Annotated in this window: 20 protein-coding genes and 1 tRNA gene; 7 read left to right on the top strand and 14 right to left on the bottom strand. The window is 63.4% G+C overall.

Annotated elements, in window-relative coordinates; translation table 11 throughout:
- Positions 1-34: 34 nt before the first annotated feature.
- The 5 genes from WC739_RS10700 to WC739_RS10720 all read right to left on the bottom strand — a co-directional run bounded on the left by WC739_RS10700 (position 35) and on the right by WC739_RS10720 (position 4,910).
- Positions 35-973, bottom strand: coding sequence for a lysophospholipid acyltransferase family protein (locus WC739_RS10700; RefSeq protein ID WP_372953001.1), 939 nt, complete (start codon positions 971-973; stop codon positions 35-37).
- A gap of 82 nt (positions 974-1,055) precedes the next feature.
- Positions 1,056-3,032, bottom strand: a complete 1,977-nt coding sequence (gene thrS / locus WC739_RS10705) for a threonine--tRNA ligase (protein WP_372953002.1) — start codon at positions 3,030-3,032, stop codon at positions 1,056-1,058.
- 289 nt (positions 3,033-3,321) lie between these two features.
- On the bottom strand, positions 3,322-4,149 hold the full coding sequence (gene blaOXA, locus WC739_RS10710) for a class D beta-lactamase (RefSeq protein ID WP_372953003.1): 828 nt from the start codon (positions 4,147-4,149) through the stop codon (positions 3,322-3,324).
- 147 nt (positions 4,150-4,296) lie between these two features.
- Positions 4,297-4,671, bottom strand: coding sequence for a membrane protein insertion efficiency factor YidD (gene yidD, locus WC739_RS10715; RefSeq protein WP_372953004.1), 375 nt, complete (start codon positions 4,669-4,671; stop codon positions 4,297-4,299).
- 80 nt (positions 4,672-4,751) lie between these two features.
- On the bottom strand, positions 4,752-4,910 hold the full coding sequence (locus WC739_RS10720; RefSeq protein WP_372953005.1) for a hypothetical protein: 159 nt from the start codon (positions 4,908-4,910) through the stop codon (positions 4,752-4,754).
- A 91-nt stretch (positions 4,911-5,001) separates the two neighbouring features.
- Between WC739_RS10720 and WC739_RS10725 the strand changes: the two genes are divergently transcribed.
- Entirely contained in the window at positions 5,002-5,916 is a 915-nt protein-coding gene (locus WC739_RS10725; protein ID WP_372953006.1) for a LysR substrate-binding domain-containing protein, read from the top strand.
- A gap of 6 nt (positions 5,917-5,922) precedes the next feature.
- Here the strand turns inward: WC739_RS10725 and WC739_RS10730 are convergent, their stop codons facing one another.
- Entirely contained in the window at positions 5,923-6,369 is a 447-nt protein-coding gene (locus tag WC739_RS10730) for an iron-sulfur cluster assembly scaffold protein (protein ID WP_372953007.1), read from the bottom strand.
- A gap of 238 nt (positions 6,370-6,607) precedes the next feature.
- Here WC739_RS10730 and folE point away from each other — a divergent pair, with 238 nt between their 5' ends.
- From folE to WC739_RS10745, 3 genes are all read left to right on the top strand, one after another.
- Positions 6,608-7,243 (top strand): GTP cyclohydrolase I FolE, encoded by a 636-nt coding sequence (gene folE / locus WC739_RS10735; RefSeq protein ID WP_372953008.1) that lies wholly within the window; start codon positions 6,608-6,610, stop codon positions 7,241-7,243.
- Positions 7,244-7,280: 37 nt separating this feature from the next.
- Positions 7,281-7,742, top strand: a complete 462-nt coding sequence (gene hisI, locus WC739_RS10740) for a phosphoribosyl-AMP cyclohydrolase (protein ID WP_372953009.1) — start codon at positions 7,281-7,283, stop codon at positions 7,740-7,742.
- A gap of 138 nt (positions 7,743-7,880) precedes the next feature.
- Entirely contained in the window at positions 7,881-8,798 is a 918-nt protein-coding gene (locus WC739_RS10745) for a patatin family protein (protein ID WP_372953020.1), read from the top strand.
- Between the two features lie 7 nt (positions 8,799-8,805).
- Here WC739_RS10745 and recJ read toward each other — a convergent pair whose 3' ends face one another.
- The 7 genes from recJ to WC739_RS10780 form a co-directional block, all read right to left on the bottom strand.
- The gene (gene recJ, locus WC739_RS10750) at positions 8,806-10,590 is read right to left on the bottom strand and encodes a single-stranded-DNA-specific exonuclease RecJ (protein ID WP_372953010.1); all 1,785 of its coding nucleotides are present in this window, start codon (positions 10,588-10,590) and stop codon (positions 8,806-8,808) included.
- Positions 10,591-10,685: 95 nt separating this feature from the next.
- Positions 10,686-10,910, bottom strand: a complete 225-nt coding sequence (locus WC739_RS10755; RefSeq protein ID WP_372953011.1) for a DUF6434 domain-containing protein — start codon at positions 10,908-10,910, stop codon at positions 10,686-10,688.
- A 186-nt stretch (positions 10,911-11,096) separates the two neighbouring features.
- Positions 11,097-11,264, bottom strand: a complete 168-nt coding sequence (locus tag WC739_RS10760; RefSeq protein ID WP_372953012.1) for a Thivi_2564 family membrane protein — start codon at positions 11,262-11,264, stop codon at positions 11,097-11,099.
- A gap of 71 nt (positions 11,265-11,335) precedes the next feature.
- The gene (locus WC739_RS10765; RefSeq protein ID WP_372953013.1) at positions 11,336-11,692 is read right to left on the bottom strand and encodes a hypothetical protein; all 357 of its coding nucleotides are present in this window, start codon (positions 11,690-11,692) and stop codon (positions 11,336-11,338) included.
- Positions 11,693-11,810: 118 nt separating this feature from the next.
- Complete coding sequence (locus WC739_RS10770; RefSeq protein ID WP_372953014.1) at positions 11,811-13,124, bottom strand: homoserine dehydrogenase; 1,314 nt, start codon at positions 13,122-13,124, stop codon at positions 11,811-11,813.
- A 48-nt stretch (positions 13,125-13,172) separates the two neighbouring features.
- Entirely contained in the window at positions 13,173-14,390 is a 1,218-nt protein-coding gene (locus tag WC739_RS10775) for an LL-diaminopimelate aminotransferase (RefSeq protein WP_372953021.1), read from the bottom strand.
- Positions 14,391-14,449: 59 nt separating this feature from the next.
- Entirely contained in the window at positions 14,450-14,839 is a 390-nt protein-coding gene (locus tag WC739_RS10780) for a hypothetical protein (protein WP_372953015.1), read from the bottom strand.
- 98 nt (positions 14,840-14,937) lie between these two features.
- Here WC739_RS10780 and WC739_RS10785 point away from each other — a divergent pair, with 98 nt between their 5' ends.
- The 3 genes from WC739_RS10785 to WC739_RS10795 all read left to right on the top strand — a co-directional run bounded on the left by WC739_RS10785 (position 14,938) and on the right by WC739_RS10795 (position 18,513).
- Positions 14,938-16,773, top strand: coding sequence for a PHA/PHB synthase family protein (locus tag WC739_RS10785; protein WP_372953016.1), 1,836 nt, complete (start codon positions 14,938-14,940; stop codon positions 16,771-16,773).
- 214 nt (positions 16,774-16,987) lie between these two features.
- Complete coding sequence (locus WC739_RS10790; RefSeq protein ID WP_372953017.1) at positions 16,988-18,226, top strand: D-Ala-D-Ala carboxypeptidase family metallohydrolase; 1,239 nt, start codon at positions 16,988-16,990, stop codon at positions 18,224-18,226.
- Between the two features lie 212 nt (positions 18,227-18,438).
- Positions 18,439-18,513: transfer RNA gene (locus WC739_RS10795), tRNA-Glu, on the top strand.
- Positions 18,514-18,610: 97 nt separating this feature from the next.
- Here WC739_RS10795 and WC739_RS10800 read toward each other — a convergent pair.
- Positions 18,611-18,834 (bottom strand): DUF6074 family protein (locus tag WC739_RS10800; protein WP_372953018.1); only part of this gene is annotated, 224 nt, incomplete at its 5' end.

Genomic DNA, 18,834 nt, shown 5'->3' on the forward strand with positions numbered 1-18,834 from the left:
TCCACCTTAGCCTTCCACCGCAAGACCTGCGGCTTCAGGCCGCCAGCCTGTTGCGCTGTGGCAGGAAAGGGATGCGGCGGCGCGGCACAGGCGGCGCCAGGTTGAAGACGCCGCGATAAAGCCGGTCGAGCAGTAGCTTGCGGTCGCGCAACGGCTCCAGTTCGCTCCAGCCCAGCACCTCACCGACGCGCACATCGATCCCCCTGCCGGACAGCCGCGCGAATTCGTGGATGAGCAGCGAGGTGCGCAGCGTCAGGGAAGCCTTGCCGACGAATCTGGCCACCCGGCCGTCGCGATCGGCCATGTTCATCGGGCCGCTGACCAGATGGAACAGCCGGCCATTCTGGCCGGAAAAGTGCATCGGGATGACCGACGCCTTCGCCTCCTGGATGAGACGCGCCGGAAACATCTTCCAGGGCAGGTCGCGCGCCCGGCCAAAGCCCTTCGGCGCGGTGGCCACGCCGCCGGCCGGAAACACCACGATGGTGACGCCCTCCTTCAACAGCCGCACCGCCTCGTGACGCACCGCCATGTTGTTCTTCAGGGCATCCTTGGTGTCGGAAAAGTCGATCGGCAGCGAATAGGGTTCCATCTCACGGATCTTGAGCAGATCCTTGTGTATCATCACCCGGAACGGGCGCCCCAGCTGCTCGGCCAGAGACAGGACGGCGATGCCGTCGCCGATCCCGAACGGATGGTTGGCAACGATCACCAGCGGCGTATCGGGCAATCGCGCCGGCGGCCATTGGTCGGCGGTCCGCACGCGGACGTCGATCAGGTCGAGCATGCGGCTGAACACACGCTCGCCGCTCGGCACCACCTGGCGGCGCCAGAAATCGTAAAGCGCCGTGTAACGATCCCGGCCCGACAGTCCCTCGATCGAATGGATGAACCACCGTGTCAGCGCCGGCTGGCGCGGATTGGCGTAGGAAAGCTCGGGAAAGGATCGTTCGCGCGATTTCAGCTTGAGCATGATCGCTCGTTACAGTCACGGCGTGACAGTCATATGAAAATGGCGGTGGATCGCTCCACCGCCATGCCGTCAGGATGGCTGTTCAGGCGGCTCGCTGGCGCCGACGATCGGGCGTGATCGCTTCCTCGGTCAACTGTGCGATCGCCTGGTCGAGGCCAAGCGATTCCTGGTCACGCGAGCCCAGCCGGCGGATGTTGACCGTCTGCTCTTCCGCCTCGCGCTTGCCGCAGACGAGAATGACCGGAACCTTGGTCAGCGAGTGCTCGCGGACCTTGTAGTTGATCTTCTCGTTGCGCAGGTCCGCTTGCGCCAGCAGCCCGGCGGCCTTCAGCCTTGTCACAACCTCGGTGGCATAGCCGTCGGCATCCGACGTGATCGTCGCCACAACCACCTGGAGCGGTGCGAACCACAGCGGGAAATGACCCGAATAGTTCTCGATCAGAATGCCGAGGAACCGTTCCATCGAACCGCAGATGGCGCGGTGCACCATGACAGGCTGCTTCTTCTCCGAATCGGAGCCGATATAGAAGGCGCCAAACCGTTCCGGCAGGTTGAAGTCGACCTGGGTGGTGCCGCACTGCCATTCGCGGCCGATCGCGTCCTTCAGCACATATTCGAATTTCGGCCCGTAGAAGGCACCCTCGCGCGGATTGATCGATGTCTTGATGCGATTGCCCGACTGGGCCCTGATCGTCTCCAGGACATCGCCCATGATCGCCTCGGCATGATCCCAGGCCTCGTCGGTGCCGACGCGCTTGTCGGGCCGCGTCGAGAGCTTGACGCTGATTTCGTCGAAACCGAAATCGGCATAGGTCGACAGGATCAGATCATTGATGCGCAGGCACTCCGACGCCAGTTGCTCCTCGGTGCAGAAGATATGCGCATCGTCCTGAGTGAAACCGCGCACGCGCATCAGCCCATGCAGCGCGCCGGATGGCTCGTAGCGATGCACATTGCCGAACTCGGCGAGTTTCACCGGCAGATCGCGATAGGATTTCAACCCGTGCTTGAATATCTGCACATGGCCAGGGCAGTTCATCGGCTTCAGCGCGAAGACGCGGTCATCGTCGGTATCGTCACCGGCGACCGTCACCTTGAACATGGCGTCGCGATACCAACCCCAGTGGCCCGACGTCTCCCACAGGCTCTTGTCGAGCACCTGGGGCGCGTTGACCTCCTGGTAGCCCTGCTCGTCGAGGCGGCGGCGCATGTAGTTGACCAGGTTCTGGAACATCTTCCAGCCCTTGGCGTGCCAGAAGACGACGCCCGGCCCCTCTTCCTGGAAATGGAACAGGTCCATCTCGCGGCCGAGTTTTCGGTGGTCGCGTTTCTCGGCTTCCTCCAGCATCGTCTGGTAGGCGTCGAGTTGGGCCTGGTCAGCCCAGGCCGTGCCGTAGATGCGCGTCAGCATCGGGTTGTTCGAGTCGCCGCGCCAATAGGCGCCCGCCACCTTCATAAGTTTGAAGGCGTTGCCGATCTGGCCGGTCGAGGCCATGTGCGGGCCACGGCAGAGATCGAACCAGTCGCCCTGCGCGTAGATCTTGAGATCCTGGTCCTCGGGAATGGCGTCGATCAGTTCGAGCTTGTAACGCTCACCCTTGTCGGCGAACACCTTTTTCGCCCGGTCGCGCGACCAGACCTCCTTGGTGAACGGCTTGTTGCGCGCGATGATCTCGCGCATCTTCTTCTCGATCGCCGGAAAGTCATCGGGCGTGAACGGCTCGTTGCGAGCGAAATCATAGTAGAAGCCGTTCTCGATCACCGGCCCTATGGTCACCTGCGTCCCCGGCCATATCTCCTGCACGGCTTCCGCCAGCACATGCGCGGTGTCGTGACGGATGAGTTCGAGCGCGCGCGGATCGTCACGGGTGACGATCTCGACCTTGCCCGATTTGCCGAGCGGATCGGAGAGGTCTCGCACGGTGCCGTCAATGGCGTAGGCCACGGCCTTCTTGGCCAGCGACTTCGAGATCGATTCGGCAAGACCTGCACCGGTCATCGCCGCGTCGTAGTCGCGGACAGAGCCATCGGGAAATGTCAGGGAAACGGAATTCAGCATATGGATCTCCTATCCAGTCCCGCAAACGAACGCGGGTGGTTGAAATGCATGTCACTCAAAACTGTATGACTGGTCTGGATTATGACATGCATCGGTGAGAGCCGGATGCGCCAGATACGTGGGCAAACGGCAGCGGGCGGTTTTTAGAGCCACTGTCGGGCCAGGTAAAGAGCGCTGATTGGCCAGGCCGTCAGGAAATGTTGCCGGAGATGTCGCGGCCTGCCGCGCAGGGCTTGCGAACGAGCAGACCTGCGTCACATCATCAGACCTGCCGAAGCCCCTGGCCGGATTATTTCACCAGCAGCGGCAGGTCTTTCAGGAACGCCGCCCGGGTCTTGAGCCCCTTGGGCACATCGGTGCGGGTGGCATCGACGACCAGGCGGGCGAAGACAATCTGCCGGCCATCCTTGTTCGCCCAGCCGACAAACCAGCCGAGCGAACGCTTGTCCCTGCTCTTGCCGTCATCATTGGCCAGCCTTGTGCTGCCGGTCTTGCCTTGCACCGTCCAGCCTCCGGCCTGGAACGTCGGGATGATGGCTGTTGTCATGTCATACGCCTTGGCCGACACCGGCAGCTTGCGGGCCAGCAGCTTGCGCAGGAAATCGACCTGCTCGACCGGCGTGATCTTGAGCGAGGAGTTCACCCAGGAATGGGTCAGCCCATCATCCTTGCCGGGATTGCCTGAAACATCCTTGTTGCCGTAGTCGAGTTTCGAGACATAGTCGGCAAACTTTTCAGCGCCGAGCTGTCGCGTGATCTCGCGGGAGAACCAGATAATCGAATCCCGCTCCCATATCACCGGATCGACGGCCTTCTGATCGCGTTTCATGGCGTTGAATTCCGGCCTGTAGTCCCAGGTCGGCGTGTGCTCGTCGCTCAGAATCCCGGCATCGTAACCGATCAGCGAAAGCGGCACCTTGAACGTCGAGGCCGGGCTGAACCGCTGGTCGCAGGCGCCGTCCTGATAGAGCGTCCTGCCGCTTGCCGCATCGGCGATCAATGTGCAATGCACATCCCCGATCGGCGCCGACTGCGCGCGCATCGGGAACCCCAGCAGCCAGGCAAGCAGGAACAGGATGCCGGCAAGTATGAAGGGAAGACGGTCGATGTTGCGCATTGAAGCTCGCTCCAGAAGGGTGTTCGCGAGCGGCTTAGCGGGGTCCTTTGTCTCGAATTTGTTTCAAATGCGCAGTCTTTATGAAGGTTTGGATTAACCCTACCGGATGGTGAACGCGCACTGCCGTACGGGGCGTGAATGGCGCCGTCAGGCCTCGGTTTCGACGCGCTTGCGACCGATCCGCCAATATCGCCACGGCATGAACCAGACATAGTGATCGGCCAGCACTTCGGGCACCAGATCGATGCCGTGGGTGCCGAAGGGCCCGCAGCGCAGCACGCGGAAAAGTCCCATCCAGCCGCCGGCCCACAAGCCGTGACGGGCGATCGCCTCATGTGCGTATTCTGAGCAGGTCGGCAAATGGCGGCAGGAATTCCCGACAAAGCCGGACAGCGTCAGTTGATAGAGGCGCACAAGCGAGGTGCCGGCCAGCCGGCCGGGTGTCTTGCGCCATGGGCCCGGCCAGTTGCGGCTGCGTCCCGGCGGCCTGGCGGTGTGGGCATGCCCATGCGGGTCGTCCACCATAGTCTCCGTATCGCGTTCCAGCGCGATAGATGTGGCCTTCCCATGGAGAACGCAATCCCTCCCCTGCGTGGCCTCCGTCACGGGCGCGCGCGGCGAAACGGCTCCCCGCCAGCCGACGGCGCCCAGCGGCCAGGGCCAGCCGGTTTTTCGCGGCGCTTTGCATAGTGTCTGTCGTCATGCCATTGAAACGTGGCGACCCGCATCACATCGCCAAGGATGCTCAGGAACTGGATCATGGTCGGTCTCCTTTGATCCGATTAGACCGCCACTGGCCTTAGGCTTCAAACGAGTATAATTTCCTCTTCGGATAATCCTGGGTTATGCGAAATGAAGCGCGGACGCCTGCCGTTGACGGCATTGAGGAGTTTTGAGGTCGCGGGCCGGCATCTCAGCTTCAGCCGGGCCGCCGAAGAGCTTTTCGTCTCGCAGGCGGCGGTCAGCCGCCAGATCCGCGAGCTCGAAACCTTTCTGCGCCAGCCCTTGTTCGAACGTCACCATCGCCGCGTCGAGCTGACGGACGCGGGCCGCCGGCTGCTTGCCCAATTGGTCAGGAGCTTCGACGACATCGACAGGCTGCTGTCGGACTTGGTCGCCGCTCCCGCGCATTCCGTGGTTCGTGTCAGTGTCGAGCCGTCGCTTGCTTCCGTGTGGCTGGTCCCCAGGCTCAACCGGTTTCGTGAATTGCGGCCCGATATCGACGTCTCCCTGGAAGTCGATCCGAGATTGATCGAGTTCCGCGCCGATCAGCCGGAGCTTGCGCTGCGCTTCAGCGCGAACGCTACCTCCTGGCCCCGCAGCCAGGCCGAGCGGCTTGCCCCGACCATCGACTCACCGGTCATGTCGCCAGCGCTGCTGGCATCGGGGCCTGCCCTGGGAAAGCCGGCGGACCTTGTCCATTACACCCTACTGCACGAGGAAAACCGTCAGGGCTGGGCGCGCTGGTTCGAGGCGGCGGGTGTGCCCGCCGATGCCGCACCCGCGCGCGGCCCGATGCTGGCGGATGCCTCGCTTTCCAGGCAGGCCGCCTTGCTTGGACATGGCGTGGCACTGGGCGATCTCTCGCAGATAGGCGACGAAATCGAGTCCGGCGCGTTGATCAAGCCTTTCGACATCGAGGTCGCGTCGGGTGCCTATTGGCTGGTCGCCAGGAACTTGAAGGCTCTGTCGGAACCGGCCGCGGCCTTCGCCGACTGGATACGGAGCGAATTCGCCAGGAACAAACCTGTCCCTTCGGGTCGGTGAGCGACCTTACGCCGCCTGTTCGGCGCGCTTTTTCTCGATCTGGCCAATGGCGTCGACCACGGCGTCGAAAGTCAGCATGGTCGAAGCATGGCGCGCCTTGTAGTCGCGCACCGGCTCCAGATACTTCAGGTCGGCGAAGCGGCCTTGGGGCGGCTCGCCATTTTCCTTCAGCATCTTCAGCATGGTGTCGCGCACCGCGCGCAGTTCTTCCGCGCTGGCGCCAACGACGTGCTGGGCCATGATCGAGGATGAGGCCTGGCCAAGTGCGCACGCCTTCACGTCATGGGCGAAGTCGGTGACCACGCCATCCTCCATCATGAGGTCGACCGTGACGGTCGAGCCACAGAGCTTGGAATGAGCCTTTGCCGTTGCGTCGGGATGATCGAGCCGTCCGACGCGCGCGATGTTTCCGGCAAAGCCGAGAATTTTCGCATTGTAGACATCGTTGATCATGCTTTTCCAATCCGTCGCCGCCAAGCGAACAGCGATTGCCGCTGCAGTGTCTTCCTTTCGCTTGCCGTCACCTTATATAATGCTGGCGATCCGGGATCGACAAGGCAACGAAAGCAGCGTCCTTGCCGGAAAGTTCACGCCGCTTGCGGGCTGGAAACAGGGCAGGTTTCCGACGCGAAAGCCCGTGGTCGTTCAACTTGTTCCTTCCCGGCGGAGGAACCGCGGGAGACGCCTTTTCATGGATGCCGTGATCAAGAAGCTCATGCCCCAGGCAGCCTATAGGGACCAGCCGGCCACCGACCGGCCCAGCGAGGCCGAGGTCGAGGCCGCCGTGCGCACGCTGCTGCGCTGGACCGGCGACAATCCGGATCGCGAAGGGTTGATCGACACGCCGAAACGGGTGGCCAAGGCCTATCGCGAAATGTTCGGCGGCTATGACATGTCCCCGGCCGACGAGCTTGGCCGCACCTTCGAGGAGGTCGCCGGCTATGACGACCTGGTGATCGTCAAGGATATCCAGTTCCACTCGCATTGCGAACATCACATGGTGCCGATCATCGGCAAGGCGCATGTCGGCTATCTGCCGGACGGCAAGGTTGTCGGCCTGTCGAAGATCGCGCGCGTCGTCGATATCTTCGCCCATCGCCTGCAGACGCAGGAGGCACTGACGGCGCAGATCGCCGGCGTGATCCAGGATGTCCTCAATCCCCGCGGAGTCGCTGTGATGATCGAGGCCGAACATATGTGCATGGCCATGCGCGGCATCCGCAAGCAGGGTTCAACCACGCTGACCTCGACTTTCACCGGCGTCTTCAAGGACACGCCGGAAGAGCAGGTTCGTTTCGTCACCATGGTGCGCGGCGGCGGGGTCTGAACGGCCCTCGCCGGTCACCAAGAGCTAAGGACCGGCGATGTCGGCACTGGAATTTCCAAAAGCCCCAACAGACAAGAAAGCGCTTGAGGAAGGCACCGTCCTGTCGCCGCGCTTTGATACCGCCGGCCTCGTCACGGTCGTCGTCACCGATGCCGAGGACGGCATGCTGTTGATGGTCGCGCACATGAATGCACAGGCGCTGGCGCTGACGCTGGAAACCGGCATCGCCCACTATTGGTCGCGCTCGCGCAACGCGCTTTGGAAGAAGGGCGAAACCTCGGGCAATTTCCAGCATGTCGTCGAGATGCGGACCGATTGCGACCAGGATGCCTTGTGGCTGCGTGTCAAGGTCTCGGGCCACGACGCAACCTGCCATACTGGCCGGCGTTCATGCTTTTATCGGACGGTGGCGCTGGTCGACGGCAAGGGGACGCTCGTCGACGACGGCAGCGAGTCATTGTTCGACGCGGAAGCCACCTATCGGAAGCCAACCGCTTGAACCTTCCGCCTCATACAAACCACATATATTCATCATTTCGATACGGCGCGTCTTTATATTGGCCGTCGGACAAGGGAGATCGTGGTGCTCGAGTGGGCGTCATTGCGTAACAGGCCGGACGTACGAGAGGCCAACGGTCTGTCCTCGACCGGCGGCGCATCCGAGGCCAGGACGCCGGGTAAAACCGGCATTTCGCTTGCCCTGGGCGGCGGCTGCGCCCGCGGCTGGGCGCATATCGGCGTGCTGCGCGCGCTCGACGAGGCAGGCATCGAAGTCTCGATGATCGCCGGGACCTCGATCGGGGCGCTGGTCGGCGGCTGTTACCTCGCCGGCAAACTGGATGAGTTGGAAGAGTTCGCCCGCGGCCTGAGCAGGCGGCGCATCTTTGGCTTGCTCGATCTCAACCTCCGCGGCAACGGGCTTTTTGGAGGCATGAAGCTGGATGCCCGCCTGCGAGAGCATGTGGCCGGCGTCCGCTTCGAGGACCTGCCCAAACCGTTCGTCTGCGTCGCGTCGGAGATACGCACCGGCCACGAGATCTGGCTATCGAGCGGCTCGCTGATCACGGCCATGCGCGCGTCCTATGCGCTACCTGGTGTGTTCGAGCCGGTGAACTGCAACGGCCGCGTGCTGGTCGACGGTGCCCTGGTCAACCCGGTGCCGGTGTCGGTCTGCCGCGCCTATGAGCAACCGCTCGTCGTCGCGGTCAACCTTCATTATGATTTGTTCGGCCGTGCCGCCGTCATCAAGCACGGCGCCGGCGAGTTGGTCATCGAAAAGGATGCGCCAAGGCCCGGCCAGTTCGATCCGCAACGCCAGTCCCGCGAGACTCGCCTGGGCATCACCGGCGTCATGGTCGAGGCCTTCAATATCATCCAGGATCGCATTTCGCGCGCCAGGCTGGCGGGCGATCCTCCCGACATGTCGCTGCAGCCGAAACTCAGCCATATCGGCCTGACTGAATTCCACCGCGCCGACGAGGCCATCAGCATCGGCTATCAGGCAACGATGGCGCAAATCGGTGAACTGACCCGCCTTCAGACCGTCCTCGCCTGAGCGAGCCTCAGGCCAGCGCCGCGTCGATGATGCGAAACTGCACCGTGCGGTTGCCGTTCCAGTGATTTCCCGAGAGCGAGCCGGCGACATGCACCGTCTTGCCCCGGTTCTTGAACAGGAATTCGCCCAAGACGGTGTCGATGGCGCGAAACGCAATCGCCTGGATGCGGCCGCCGCTGTCCGACTGCAGTTCGGCTCGAATGTGGTTGGTGCCGACAGGCCGCGCATCGGCCAGGCGGTGGCGCGGCAGCACGAACACTGGCGGGGGATGCCCGGCGCCGAAGGGCCCTGCCTTCTCCAGCGCGTCGAGCAAGCCTAGCGTGGCGCCCTCCGCTGCCAGAGCGCCGTCGACTGCCAAGCTTTCCTCGCCTTGCAGCCGGAACACGTCGGCCGCTGCCCGCTCCTCGAAAAAGGCGCGCAGTTCACCGAGCCTCGCGCGCTCGACCGTGATGCCGGCGGCCATGCCATGCCCGCCACCCTTGACGATCAACCCGGCATTGGCGGCCTCGCGCACCAGCCGGCCGAGATCGAAACCCGAAACCGAACGCCCCGAGCCGGTTCCCATGCCATTGGCATTGAAGGCGATGGCAAAGGCCGGCCGCCTTGCGTGATCCTTCAGTCGCGAGGCGAGCAGGCCGACGATACCCGGATGCCAGCTGTTGCTGGCGGTGACGACAATGGCCGGGCCGTTGCCGCCGGCAAGCTCGGCATCGGCCTCGGCGCGCGCCGCCGCCAGCATCTCCTGCTCCATGACCTGTCGTTCCTGGTTCAGCCGATCGAGCGTCTCGGCGATGGTGCGCGCCTCGACAGGGTCGTCGGTGGCAAGCAGCCGGCTGCCGAGTGCGGCGTCGCCGATGCGCCCGCCGGCATTGATGCGCGGGCCGATCAGATAGGCCAGATGGAAGGCGCTGATCGGCTCGCCGATGCGCGAGACACGCGCGAGCGCCGCCAAGCCTTCGTTCTTCTGCTGGCGCGCCATCTGCAGCCCCTTGACCACGAAGGCCCGGTTGACGCCGGTGAGCGGCACAACATCACAGATGGTGGCAAGCGCCACCAGATCCAGCAGCGAAAGCAGATCGGGCGGCGCGGCATCGGCCAGCATGCCGCGCAGCACCCTTGCGGTTTGAACAAGGGCAAGGAAGACCACGCCCGCGGCGCACAGATGGCCCTGCCCGGAAAGATCATCGTCGCGGTTGGGATTGACGACGGCAATCGCCGCCGGGAGGGGACCACCGACCTGATGGTGATCGAGCACGACGACGTCGGCGCCGGCCGTATTGGCGGCATCGATGGAAGCAGCGCTGTTGGTGCCGCAATCGACAGTGACGATCAAGGTTGCGCCGCGTGAAATCAGGTCGCGCATGGCATCGGGATTGGGACCATAGCCCTCGAAGATACGGTCCGGAATGTAGATTTCCGACGGCACCGAAAAATGCGCGAGGAACCGCTTTAGCAAGGCCGACGAGGCGGCGCCGTCGACATCATAATCGCCGAAGATCGCCACCTTTTCCCTGGCCACCACGGCGGAGGCAATACGGGCCGCGGCCCTGTCCATGTCGGTCAACGAGGCCGGGTTCGGCAATAAGTCGCGGATCGTCGGGTCGAGAAACCGCTCGGTCTCCTCAGCTGTGACGCCACGTCCAGCAAGCACGCGCGCGACGATGTCGGGGACGCCGTGTCCCTGCGCGATGGCGAGCGCGATCATGTCCTGGCGTTCGGTCAGCCGGTGATGCCATGACACACCGGTGGCCGACTGCCTGACATCGAGAAAGAAGCGCCGGTCGCCGGTCATGCGGTTTGCCAGCCGGGTGCGGCCTCGGGAAAGGCCAGATCGGGGCACATCCGAGCAGTTGGCGGTGACACCGTCATGGGAGATTTCAAAGACAACTACGCTTTCCGCTTTTCGACCTGCCGTCGAAGCCATTCGTCTGCGGCATCGCCCATGGTCTTGGCCGCGCCGTCCTTGAGCCAGGCCATGAACGGCCGGTCGAACCTGAAACTGTCGCCACATTCCGCGCGGAAGAAGCGGCGCACATTCTGGGTGTTGCGGTAGGACCGGGTAATGACGGTCGCCCGCGAAATCGGGGCAGCGTGCCAGTCGAACGGCTTCATTGGCGAATCCTTGCGTGGCCCGTATCAAGGCGCAGCCGAATGGCTAGCGGTTGCAATGTGGCTTCGCAAGCATCCCGGCCGCCGGCAAGCGAGGTCACCGGCGGTTGACCGTCATTAAACAAGAACGCCGGCCCGGCTGCGAACAGCCGGACCGGCGTAAAGAGCGGAAAACGACGCCGTTCGCGGCTAGAAGACCGCGAGGTATTTGAGCAGCGAGATGATACCGATGATGATGACGATGATCTGGACGATCTGTCTCATCTTGGCGTCGAGCGGAAGTCTCTGAACCAGATACAAAACGAGAATGATGACAAGGAATGTGATCAGGATACTGATCAGCACGGATGAAGCCATAGTGCCCTCCTGGAAAAAGATTATCTAAAAAAGTCGGAGCGGGGTGGCCAGTCGGCTGCCCCCTATCTCAATTAATACCAGCGACGAGTCGTGTCACTGGTTGCTTGGCCAATGGCGAGACCGGCCAGAAAGCCGAGGAGGCCGATCACGCCGACCAGGGCGGTCGTGGTGCCAGGGTTTTCGCGGGCGACGTCCGAAACGGCCTGTGCCTGGGTGCGAAGCTGCTGCGCTGTGCGCGACGCGCGGGCAGCGGCTGTGTCGTACAAGTCGGAGGCCTGCTCACTGGCATTGTCGACAAGGTCGGCGCCACGGGCGGCGATGCTCTTGTTGATCTTGGTGATCTCCCTGCGGAGCTCGGCGATCTGCTTCTCCAGCGTCTTTTGGATATCGTCGATCTGCGGGACGTCGGACTTGGTGGTATCGGCCATGAACTGGTTCCTTTGGTTGCTGACCAACAGAACGGCGGCGACGCGGATTCGTTCCGGTCGACGATGGCGATCCACTGCATGGCCGCCGGCTGGTCTGACGGTTAGCGGCGACCCGGAACTACCCTGCCCGCTCGATGCGGATGACCTGCGGCTTGTCGGTCAGGTGGCCGTCCTTGGTGATGCCGTCGACGGCCTTGCGCACGGCGGCCTCGGTCGTTTCGTGGGTGACCAGGATCACCGTCTTCTGCGCGGCAGCCTCACCGCTGACCGCGTGCTGGACGATCGATTCCAGCGAAATATCATTGTCGGCCATGCGCTTGGCGATTGCCGCGAAGACGCCGATGCGGTCGTGCACCGTCAGGCGGATGAAATAGCCGCCGGCATGGCTGCGCATCTGCGCCTTCTTGTAGGGTTTCAGCTCCTTCGCCGGGCGGCCGAAGACCGGGCCGTGCTGGAAGCCTGGCCGGCTCTTGGCGATGTCGGCGATGTCGCCGATGACGGCCGAGGCGGTGGCGTTGCCGCCTGCCCCGGGACCCGAGAGCAGCAGTTCGCCGAGGATGTCGGTTTCGATCGCCACCGCGTTGGTGACGCCATGCACCTGCGCGATGACCGAGGCGGTCGGCACCATGGTCGGATGCACCCGCTGCTCGATGCCGCTTTCGGTGCGTTGCGCGACGCCGAGCAGCTTGATCCGATAGCCGAGATCGCCCGCCGCACGGATGTCGGCCTGGGTGATGTTGGAAATGCCTTCCATGTAGATGTCGTTGGCGGCGATCCGGGTGCCGAACGCCAGGCTGGTCAGGATCGACAGCTTGTGCGCCGTGTCGTGGCCCTCGATGTCGAAGGTCGGATCGGCCTCGGCATAGCCCAGGCGCTGCGCGTCCTCCAGGCAGGCATCGAACGAGATGCCCTCGGCCTCCATGCGGGTCAGGATATAGTTGCAGGTACCGTTGAGGATGCCGAACACGCGGGTGACGGAGTTCCCGGCCATCGCCTCGCGCATCGTCTTGATGACCGGGATGCCGCCGGCCACCGCCGCTTCGTAATTCAGCAGCACGCCCTTCTTCTCGGCGATTTCTGCAAGTGCCACGCCGTGCTTGGCCAGCAGCGCCTTGTTGGCGGTGACGACATGGCGGCCGGCCTCCAGCGCGGCCTTCACCGACGACCGCGCCGGGCCTTCGTCGCCGCCGATCAGTTCGACGAACAGGTCGATATCGGCGGTCTGCGCCAATTTGACCGGGTCGTCGAACCATGTCGCGGCTCCAAGATCGACACCGCGGTCGCGTTTCCGGTCACGTGCCGAAACCGCCGTGACGATGATGTCGCGGCCGCATTGACGGGTCAGTTCCGTCGCCTTGTCGCGCAGCACGCGCGCAACCGACGCGCCGACGGTTCCCAGACCGGCAATTCCAACACGCAATGCTTCAGCCATGGACGGCGATGACCCCTCAAAAATCTAACGAAATCGCTGCCGGCAAACCTACCGGTGGGCGGACAGCGGAACCACATTGTTGGGTTGCTTGGCGGTGCTCGACAGGAAGCGCTTGATGTTGCGCGCCGCCTGCCGGATCCGATGCTCGTTCTCGACCAGCGCCAGACGCACATAATCGTCGCCATGTTCGCCGAAGCCAACGCCGGGCGCCACCGCGACATCGGCGTGTTCGATGAGCAGCTTGGAGAATTCCAGCGAGCCGAGATGCCGGAAAGGTTCGGGGATCGGCGCCCAGGCGAACATCGATGCCGCGGGGGCCGGAATGGTCCACCCGGCGCGACCGAAGGCATCGACCATCACGTCGCGGCGCCTGTGGTAGACGTCGCGGACCTCGGCGATGTCGGCGCCATCGCCATTGAGCGCATGGGCAGCGGCCACCTGGATGGGCGTGAAGGCGCCGTAATCGAGATAGGATTTCACCCTGGTAAGCGCCGAGATCAGCCGCTCGTTGCCGACGGCGAATCCCATGCGCCAGCCGGGCATCGAGAAGGTCTTCGACATCGAGGTGAACTCGACGCAGACATCGATGGCGCCGGGCACCTGCAAAACCGAGGGCGGCGGATTGCCGTCGAAATAGATCTCCGAATAGGCAAGGTCGGACAGGATGATGATGTCGTTCTTCTTGGCGAAGGCGACCACGTCCTTGTAGAAATCGAGCGAGGCGACCAGCGCCGTCGGGTTGGACGGATAATTGAGGATCAGCGCCAAGGGCTTCGGGATAGAGTGGCGGACACCGCGCTCGAGCGCCGGGATGAAGCCGTCGTCCGGCTCCACCTGCAGCGAGCGGATGACGCCGCCCGACATGATGAAGCCGAAGGCGTGGATCGGATAGGTCGGGTTGGGGCACAGGATCACGTCGCCCGGCGCGGTAATGGCCTGCGCCATGTTGGCGAAGCCCTCTTTCGAACCCAGCGTCGCCACCACTTGCGTGTCCGGATTGAGCTTCACGCCGAAGCGGCGGGCATAATAACTGGCTTGGGCGCGGCGCAGGCCCGGAATGCCGCGCGACGAGGAATAGCGGTGGGTGCGCGGGTCGCGCACGACCTCGCACAGTTTGTCGACAATGGCCTTCGGCGTCGGCAGGTCCGGATTGCCCATGCCGAGGTCGATGATGTCGGCGCCGCGCGAGCGGGCGCTGGCCTTGAGCCTGTTGACCTGCTCGAAAACGTAGGGGGGAAGCCGGCGGACCTTGTGAAATTCTTCCATTTCGGTTCCAGACATCGAAGGGCCCCGGACATCCGGGGCATTGGGCGCGCGCTATATACTTATTTGCAGGTAGGGTCGAGGGCGGGGTCGCATTTGCCTTCGATCTGCTTCAGCGTTTCATCGCCGTGCTTCTTGGCGAGATCCTTGAGCGCCGCCTGGTTGGCCACCTTGGGACCACCGCCCTTTGCGGCCTGCGCGTTGCTGTCGGCCTTCAACTGGGCGAGCTTGGCGTTCTTCTCCTCCTCGGTGAACTGCGGCGCTGCCACCTGAGGCTTGATGTTCAGGTTCGGGAAGGTGCCGGTATCTTTCGGTCCGGCATTGACGGCCACGGGCGTCGGCCCGCTGCTGGTGCTGGAGCACCCGGCGACGCCAAGCAGCATCATCGCCGCGCCGATGCGGCAAAAACGACCGGCGCCGGAAAAAACAGTCTCGCCAATATTAATCGTCATATTGTTTCCTTGGCAGCCGAGGTAGAGCGGGATTGGACCCGGTCGGACGTCCCATGTTAATATGTCAAGAAAACGCCCCGGGAGGAACCCCGCGAACCATGTCCAAAACACCCGATTCGGGCAAAGCGGAAGATGACGAGCCTTCGACCGTCGAGCAATATCTGGTGAAGGACCCGGAACGTTTCGCCCTGAACATGGCGCGCATGATCGAGCAGGCCGGCAAGGCCGCTTCCGCCTGGGCCGAACCGCGCGAGAAAGGCGACGTTCGCGACAGCGTGGCGGAGCCGGTTGTCGACATGGTCAAGACCTTCTCCAAGCTCAGCGAATACTGGCTGTCCGACCCGCAGCGCGCGCTGGAAGCGCAGACGCGCCTGTTCTCGGGCTACATGACCGTCTGGGCCAACGCCATCCAGCGCGCCAGCCACCCGTCGGAAGACACCGAAGACGCGGTCAAGCCCGAGCGCGGCGACAAGCGCTTTCTCGACCCTGAATGGGGCCGCAACGCCTTCTTCGATTTTCTCAAGCAGGCCTATCTCGTCACCTCGCGCTGGGCGGCCGATCTGGTCGAACACGCCGAAGGTCTTGACGAGCACACCCGCCACAAGGCCGGCTTCTACGTCAAGCAGGTCTCCAACGCCATCTCGCCCTCGAATTTCATCCTGACCAATCCGGAACTGTTCCGCGAGACCGTGGCCTCGAATGGCGAGAACCTGGTGCGCGGCATGAGGATGCTGGCCGAGGACATCGCCGCCGGCAAGGGCGACCTGAAACTGCGTCAGGCCGACTATTCGCCGTTCGAGATCGGCAAGAACATCGCCACCACGCCCGGCAAGGTGGTCGGCCGAAGCGACGTCGCGGAGATCATCCAGTACAATCCAGCGACCGAGACGGTGCTCAAGCGGCCGCTTTTGATCTGCCCGCCATGGATCAACAAGTTCTACATCCTCGATCTCAACCCGCAGAAATCCTTCATCCGCTGGGCGATTGAACAGGGACACACGGTTTTCGTCATCTCCTGGATCAACCCGGACGAGCGGCACGGCAACAAGAACTGGGAGGCCTACATAAGGGAAGGCCTCCAATACGGCCTCGACACGATCGAGAAGGCCACCGGCGAACGCGACGTCAACGCCATCGGCTACTGCGTCGGCGGCACGCTGCTGGCGGCGGCGCTGGCCCTGATGGCGCAAGAGGGCGATGACCGCATCAAGTCCGCCACCTTTTTCACGACGCAGGTCGACTTCGCGCATGCCGGCGACCTCAAGGTATTCGTCGATGAAGAGCAGGTCGCGGCCGTCGAGCGGGCCATGAACGACAAGGGCTATCTCGACGGCACCAAGATGGCGACCGCATTCAACATGCTGCGCTCGGGTGACCTGATCTGGCCCTATGTCGTCAACAATTACATGCGCGGCAAGGATCCCCTGCCCTTCGACCTCCTCTACTGGAACGCAGATTCGACCCGCATGGCGGCCGCCAATCACTCGTTCTACCTGCGCAACTGCTATCTTGAGAACAACCTCTCGCGGGGAACGATGAAACTGGCGGGACGCACCGTCTCCCTCGGTGACATCACCATCCCGATCTACAATCTGGCCGCCAAGGAGGATCATATCGCGCCGGCACTGTCGGTATTCCTCGGCTCCAGGTATTTCGGCGGCAAGGTGGAGTATGTGGTGGCCGGATCCGGCCATATAGCCGGGGTCGTCAATCCGCCCGCGTCGAACAAATATCAGTACTGGACCGGCGACACGCCGGCAGGCGACTTCGAACAGTGGATTGCCCGCGCGTTCATCCATCCCGGCTCGTGGTGGCCGCACTGGCAAAGCTGGATAGAGGCCAGGGACAACGCTCGCGTGCCTGCCCGCAAACCCGGAAAACACATGAAGACCCTGGGCGACGCCCCCGGCACCTATGTCAAAGTCCGCGTGTAACGGAGTGTAATGTCTGGTGAGTTGACGATCCCGCCAAAGCGGGCGAAATGGTGTCGTCAACCATCCTGCGGCCCTAATTCGGGAATCAGCGCTAAAATACTTCCAGGCTTGCGGAATTGACACAGGTCTCGTTTCCGGTTCGGAGACAAGTCGCCTTGGACAGCCGCACATCAAGGGCTGCCAAGGCTGTACCGGCCGGGCATCGAGGGGGAATTTGAACTTGAATTCAGCAGGTTGGAGCCTCGCGAAGGGAGAACGCCGCGTCTTGGCGGCAGCATTCTGCTCCCTGCTCCTGGCCTCCTGCACCTCGGCTGGCGACCCGACCATGTCGGTCGGAATGCCCGCCTACAATGCCACTGCATCGGACATGGGCGGCGCATCTGGCGCCAGAACGGTCAGCGTCGCTGATTCGTCCCAAGCCGTCACCGCGCAAACCACGGTGATGACGGCGACCGATACCGCACTCCCCGAGACTGTCGCTTATGTACCAAAGGCCAATCCGCAGGCGGCTTTTCCGGTGACGGTCCCGGAGGGCGCCGAAACCATCGTCGGCAACACGCCACAGTCCCTGCAGCCGCCGGCGCAGACAGCAGCGCAGACCGACGCTGTCGCCGAACAGATCGCTGCCGCCGACGCCAGCGTCACGACACCGCGCGCGGCAGCCGCGCCGGCGATGGACAATCCGGTTTATGTGACGGCTGGCGAGACGCCGCCGGCCGAACCGGCCAAGAAGTCGTTTCTGGCCTCCTTCTTCGGCGCCAAGCCCGCCTCCGCGGCGCCCGCGCAAGCCATCAACGCCAGGTCGGCGGAGCAGACCATCGCGGTATCGGCCAGGCCGGCGCCGCCCGAGCCAAAGCCGATCATCACGCTGGCATCGGCCGATTCGGCGGCAAAGCCGGTTCAACTGGCCTCGCTCGGCGGTGATCACAATTTCTCCGACAACGCCCTGCCTGGCGTGCGCCAGACCGCGCTTTTCGAGATCAAGCGCAAGTCCGGCCTCGACGACGAAAGCGACGTCGACCTCAACGAGGACGAGGGTTCTGCCGGCGGCTCCTATCAGCTCGCGTCGGCTGCCGGCATGGCCCGCCTGGCGCCAAACGGATTGCTCAAGCAGAACGAAACCGTCGACGTGGCCTGCCTGAAACCATCGCTGGTGCGCGTGTTGAAGACGATCGAAGGCCACTACGGCCGCAAGATGACGGTGACCTCCGGCTATCGCGATCCGGCCCGCAACCGCCGCGCCAACGGCGCCAGGAATTCGCTGCACATGTATTGCGCCGCTGCCGACATCCAGGTGCCCGGCGTTTCGAAATGGGAGCTGGCCAGCTATATCAGGACCATGCCCGGCCGCGGCGGCGTCGGCACCTATTGCCACACAGATTCGGTGCACATCGATGTCGGCCCGGAGCGTGACTGGAACTGGCGCTGCCGTCGGCGCAGCAGCGGCGGTTGAACCGGGCCTGACGATCGTTCGATTTCGGTCAGGTTCCCTTCGAGCAGTCTCCCTCTCCTGCCGCCCTCGCCTCGCAAACGGCCGGAGGCGTCAGATCTCGCCAAATCCCAACGGAATGCACGATTTGACGGCCGGGCAAAAAAGTTGCCCAAGGTGGCACCAGACGGGTTGCCGGTCGCGCCCAACGCCAGTATAAGCCGCTTCGTCTGAGCGCGCCCATCGTCTAGCGGTTAGGACACCGCCCTTTCACGGCGGTAACAGGGGTTCGATTCCCCTTGGGCGTACCAGTGATTCCATTATGGCGAGTCGAATGCGAACCGATACGGGATATCGGCTCGTGGATCTTGCGGGCGTTGGGCCGTACCTCGACCTTCAGACAGCCTTTCAGCCGGCTTCAGCGGCCAGCATGTGCATCTCGTTCTGCACCGCGAAAAAGAAGCGGCGAACCTCGTCCACGGCCGAGGCCCTGTCCCTGCCCGTGCCGACGATGTGATCGAGAAGCTCCGAAGCCTTGGCCTTCCAGAAGGAGGTCGCTGTATCGCCATGCAGGGTTTCCAGCTTCGCCGCCACCTCCCGAACAAGGAAAACCTGACGATCAATCGGGAACG

The sequence above is a fragment of the Mesorhizobium sp. genome (genome assembly GCF_041661565.1).
Classification (GTDB): Bacteria; Pseudomonadota; Alphaproteobacteria; order Rhizobiales; family Rhizobiaceae; genus Mesorhizobium.

Bases quoted from the DNA above. Each gene is read 5' to 3' on its own strand.
- blaOXA (WP_372953003.1), bottom strand. From the start codon at position 4,149: ATGCGCAACATCGACCGTCTTCCCTTCATACTTGCCGGCATCCTGTTC.
- folE (WP_372953008.1), top strand. From the start codon at position 6,608: ATGGATGCCGTGATCAAGAAGCTCATGCCCCAGGCAGCCTATAGGGAC.
- WC739_RS10725 (WP_372953006.1), top strand. From the start codon at position 5,002: ATGAAGCGCGGACGCCTGCCGTTGACGGCATTGAGGAGTTTTGAGGTC.
- WC739_RS10765 (WP_372953013.1), bottom strand. From the start codon at position 11,692: ATGGCCGATACCACCAAGTCCGACGTCCCGCAGATCGACGATATCCAA.
- thrS (WP_372953002.1), bottom strand. From the start codon at position 3,032: ATGCTGAATTCCGTTTCCCTGACATTTCCCGATGGCTCTGTCCGCGAC.
- WC739_RS10720 (WP_372953005.1), bottom strand. From the start codon at position 4,910: ATGATCCAGTTCCTGAGCATCCTTGGCGATGTGATGCGGGTCGCCACG.
- WC739_RS10700 (WP_372953001.1), bottom strand. From the start codon at position 973: ATGCTCAAGCTGAAATCGCGCGAACGATCCTTTCCCGAGCTTTCCTAC.
- WC739_RS10730 (WP_372953007.1), bottom strand. From the start codon at position 6,369: ATGATCAACGATGTCTACAATGCGAAAATTCTCGGCTTTGCCGGAAAC.
- WC739_RS10785 (WP_372953016.1), top strand. From the start codon at position 14,938: ATGTCCAAAACACCCGATTCGGGCAAAGCGGAAGATGACGAGCCTTCG.
- WC739_RS10770 (WP_372953014.1), bottom strand. From the start codon at position 13,124: ATGGCTGAAGCATTGCGTGTTGGAATTGCCGGTCTGGGAACCGTCGGC.
- recJ (WP_372953010.1), bottom strand. From the start codon at position 10,590: ATGACCGGCGACCGGCGCTTCTTTCTCGATGTCAGGCAGTCGGCCACC.
- WC739_RS10755 (WP_372953011.1), bottom strand. From the start codon at position 10,910: ATGAAGCCGTTCGACTGGCACGCTGCCCCGATTTCGCGGGCGACCGTC.
- hisI (WP_372953009.1), top strand. From the start codon at position 7,281: ATGTCGGCACTGGAATTTCCAAAAGCCCCAACAGACAAGAAAGCGCTT.
- WC739_RS10780 (WP_372953015.1), bottom strand. From the start codon at position 14,839: ATGACGATTAATATTGGCGAGACTGTTTTTTCCGGCGCCGGTCGTTTT.
- WC739_RS10775 (WP_372953021.1), bottom strand. From the start codon at position 14,390: ATGGAAGAATTTCACAAGGTCCGCCGGCTTCCCCCCTACGTTTTCGAG.
- WC739_RS10760 (WP_372953012.1), bottom strand. From the start codon at position 11,264: ATGGCTTCATCCGTGCTGATCAGTATCCTGATCACATTCCTTGTCATC.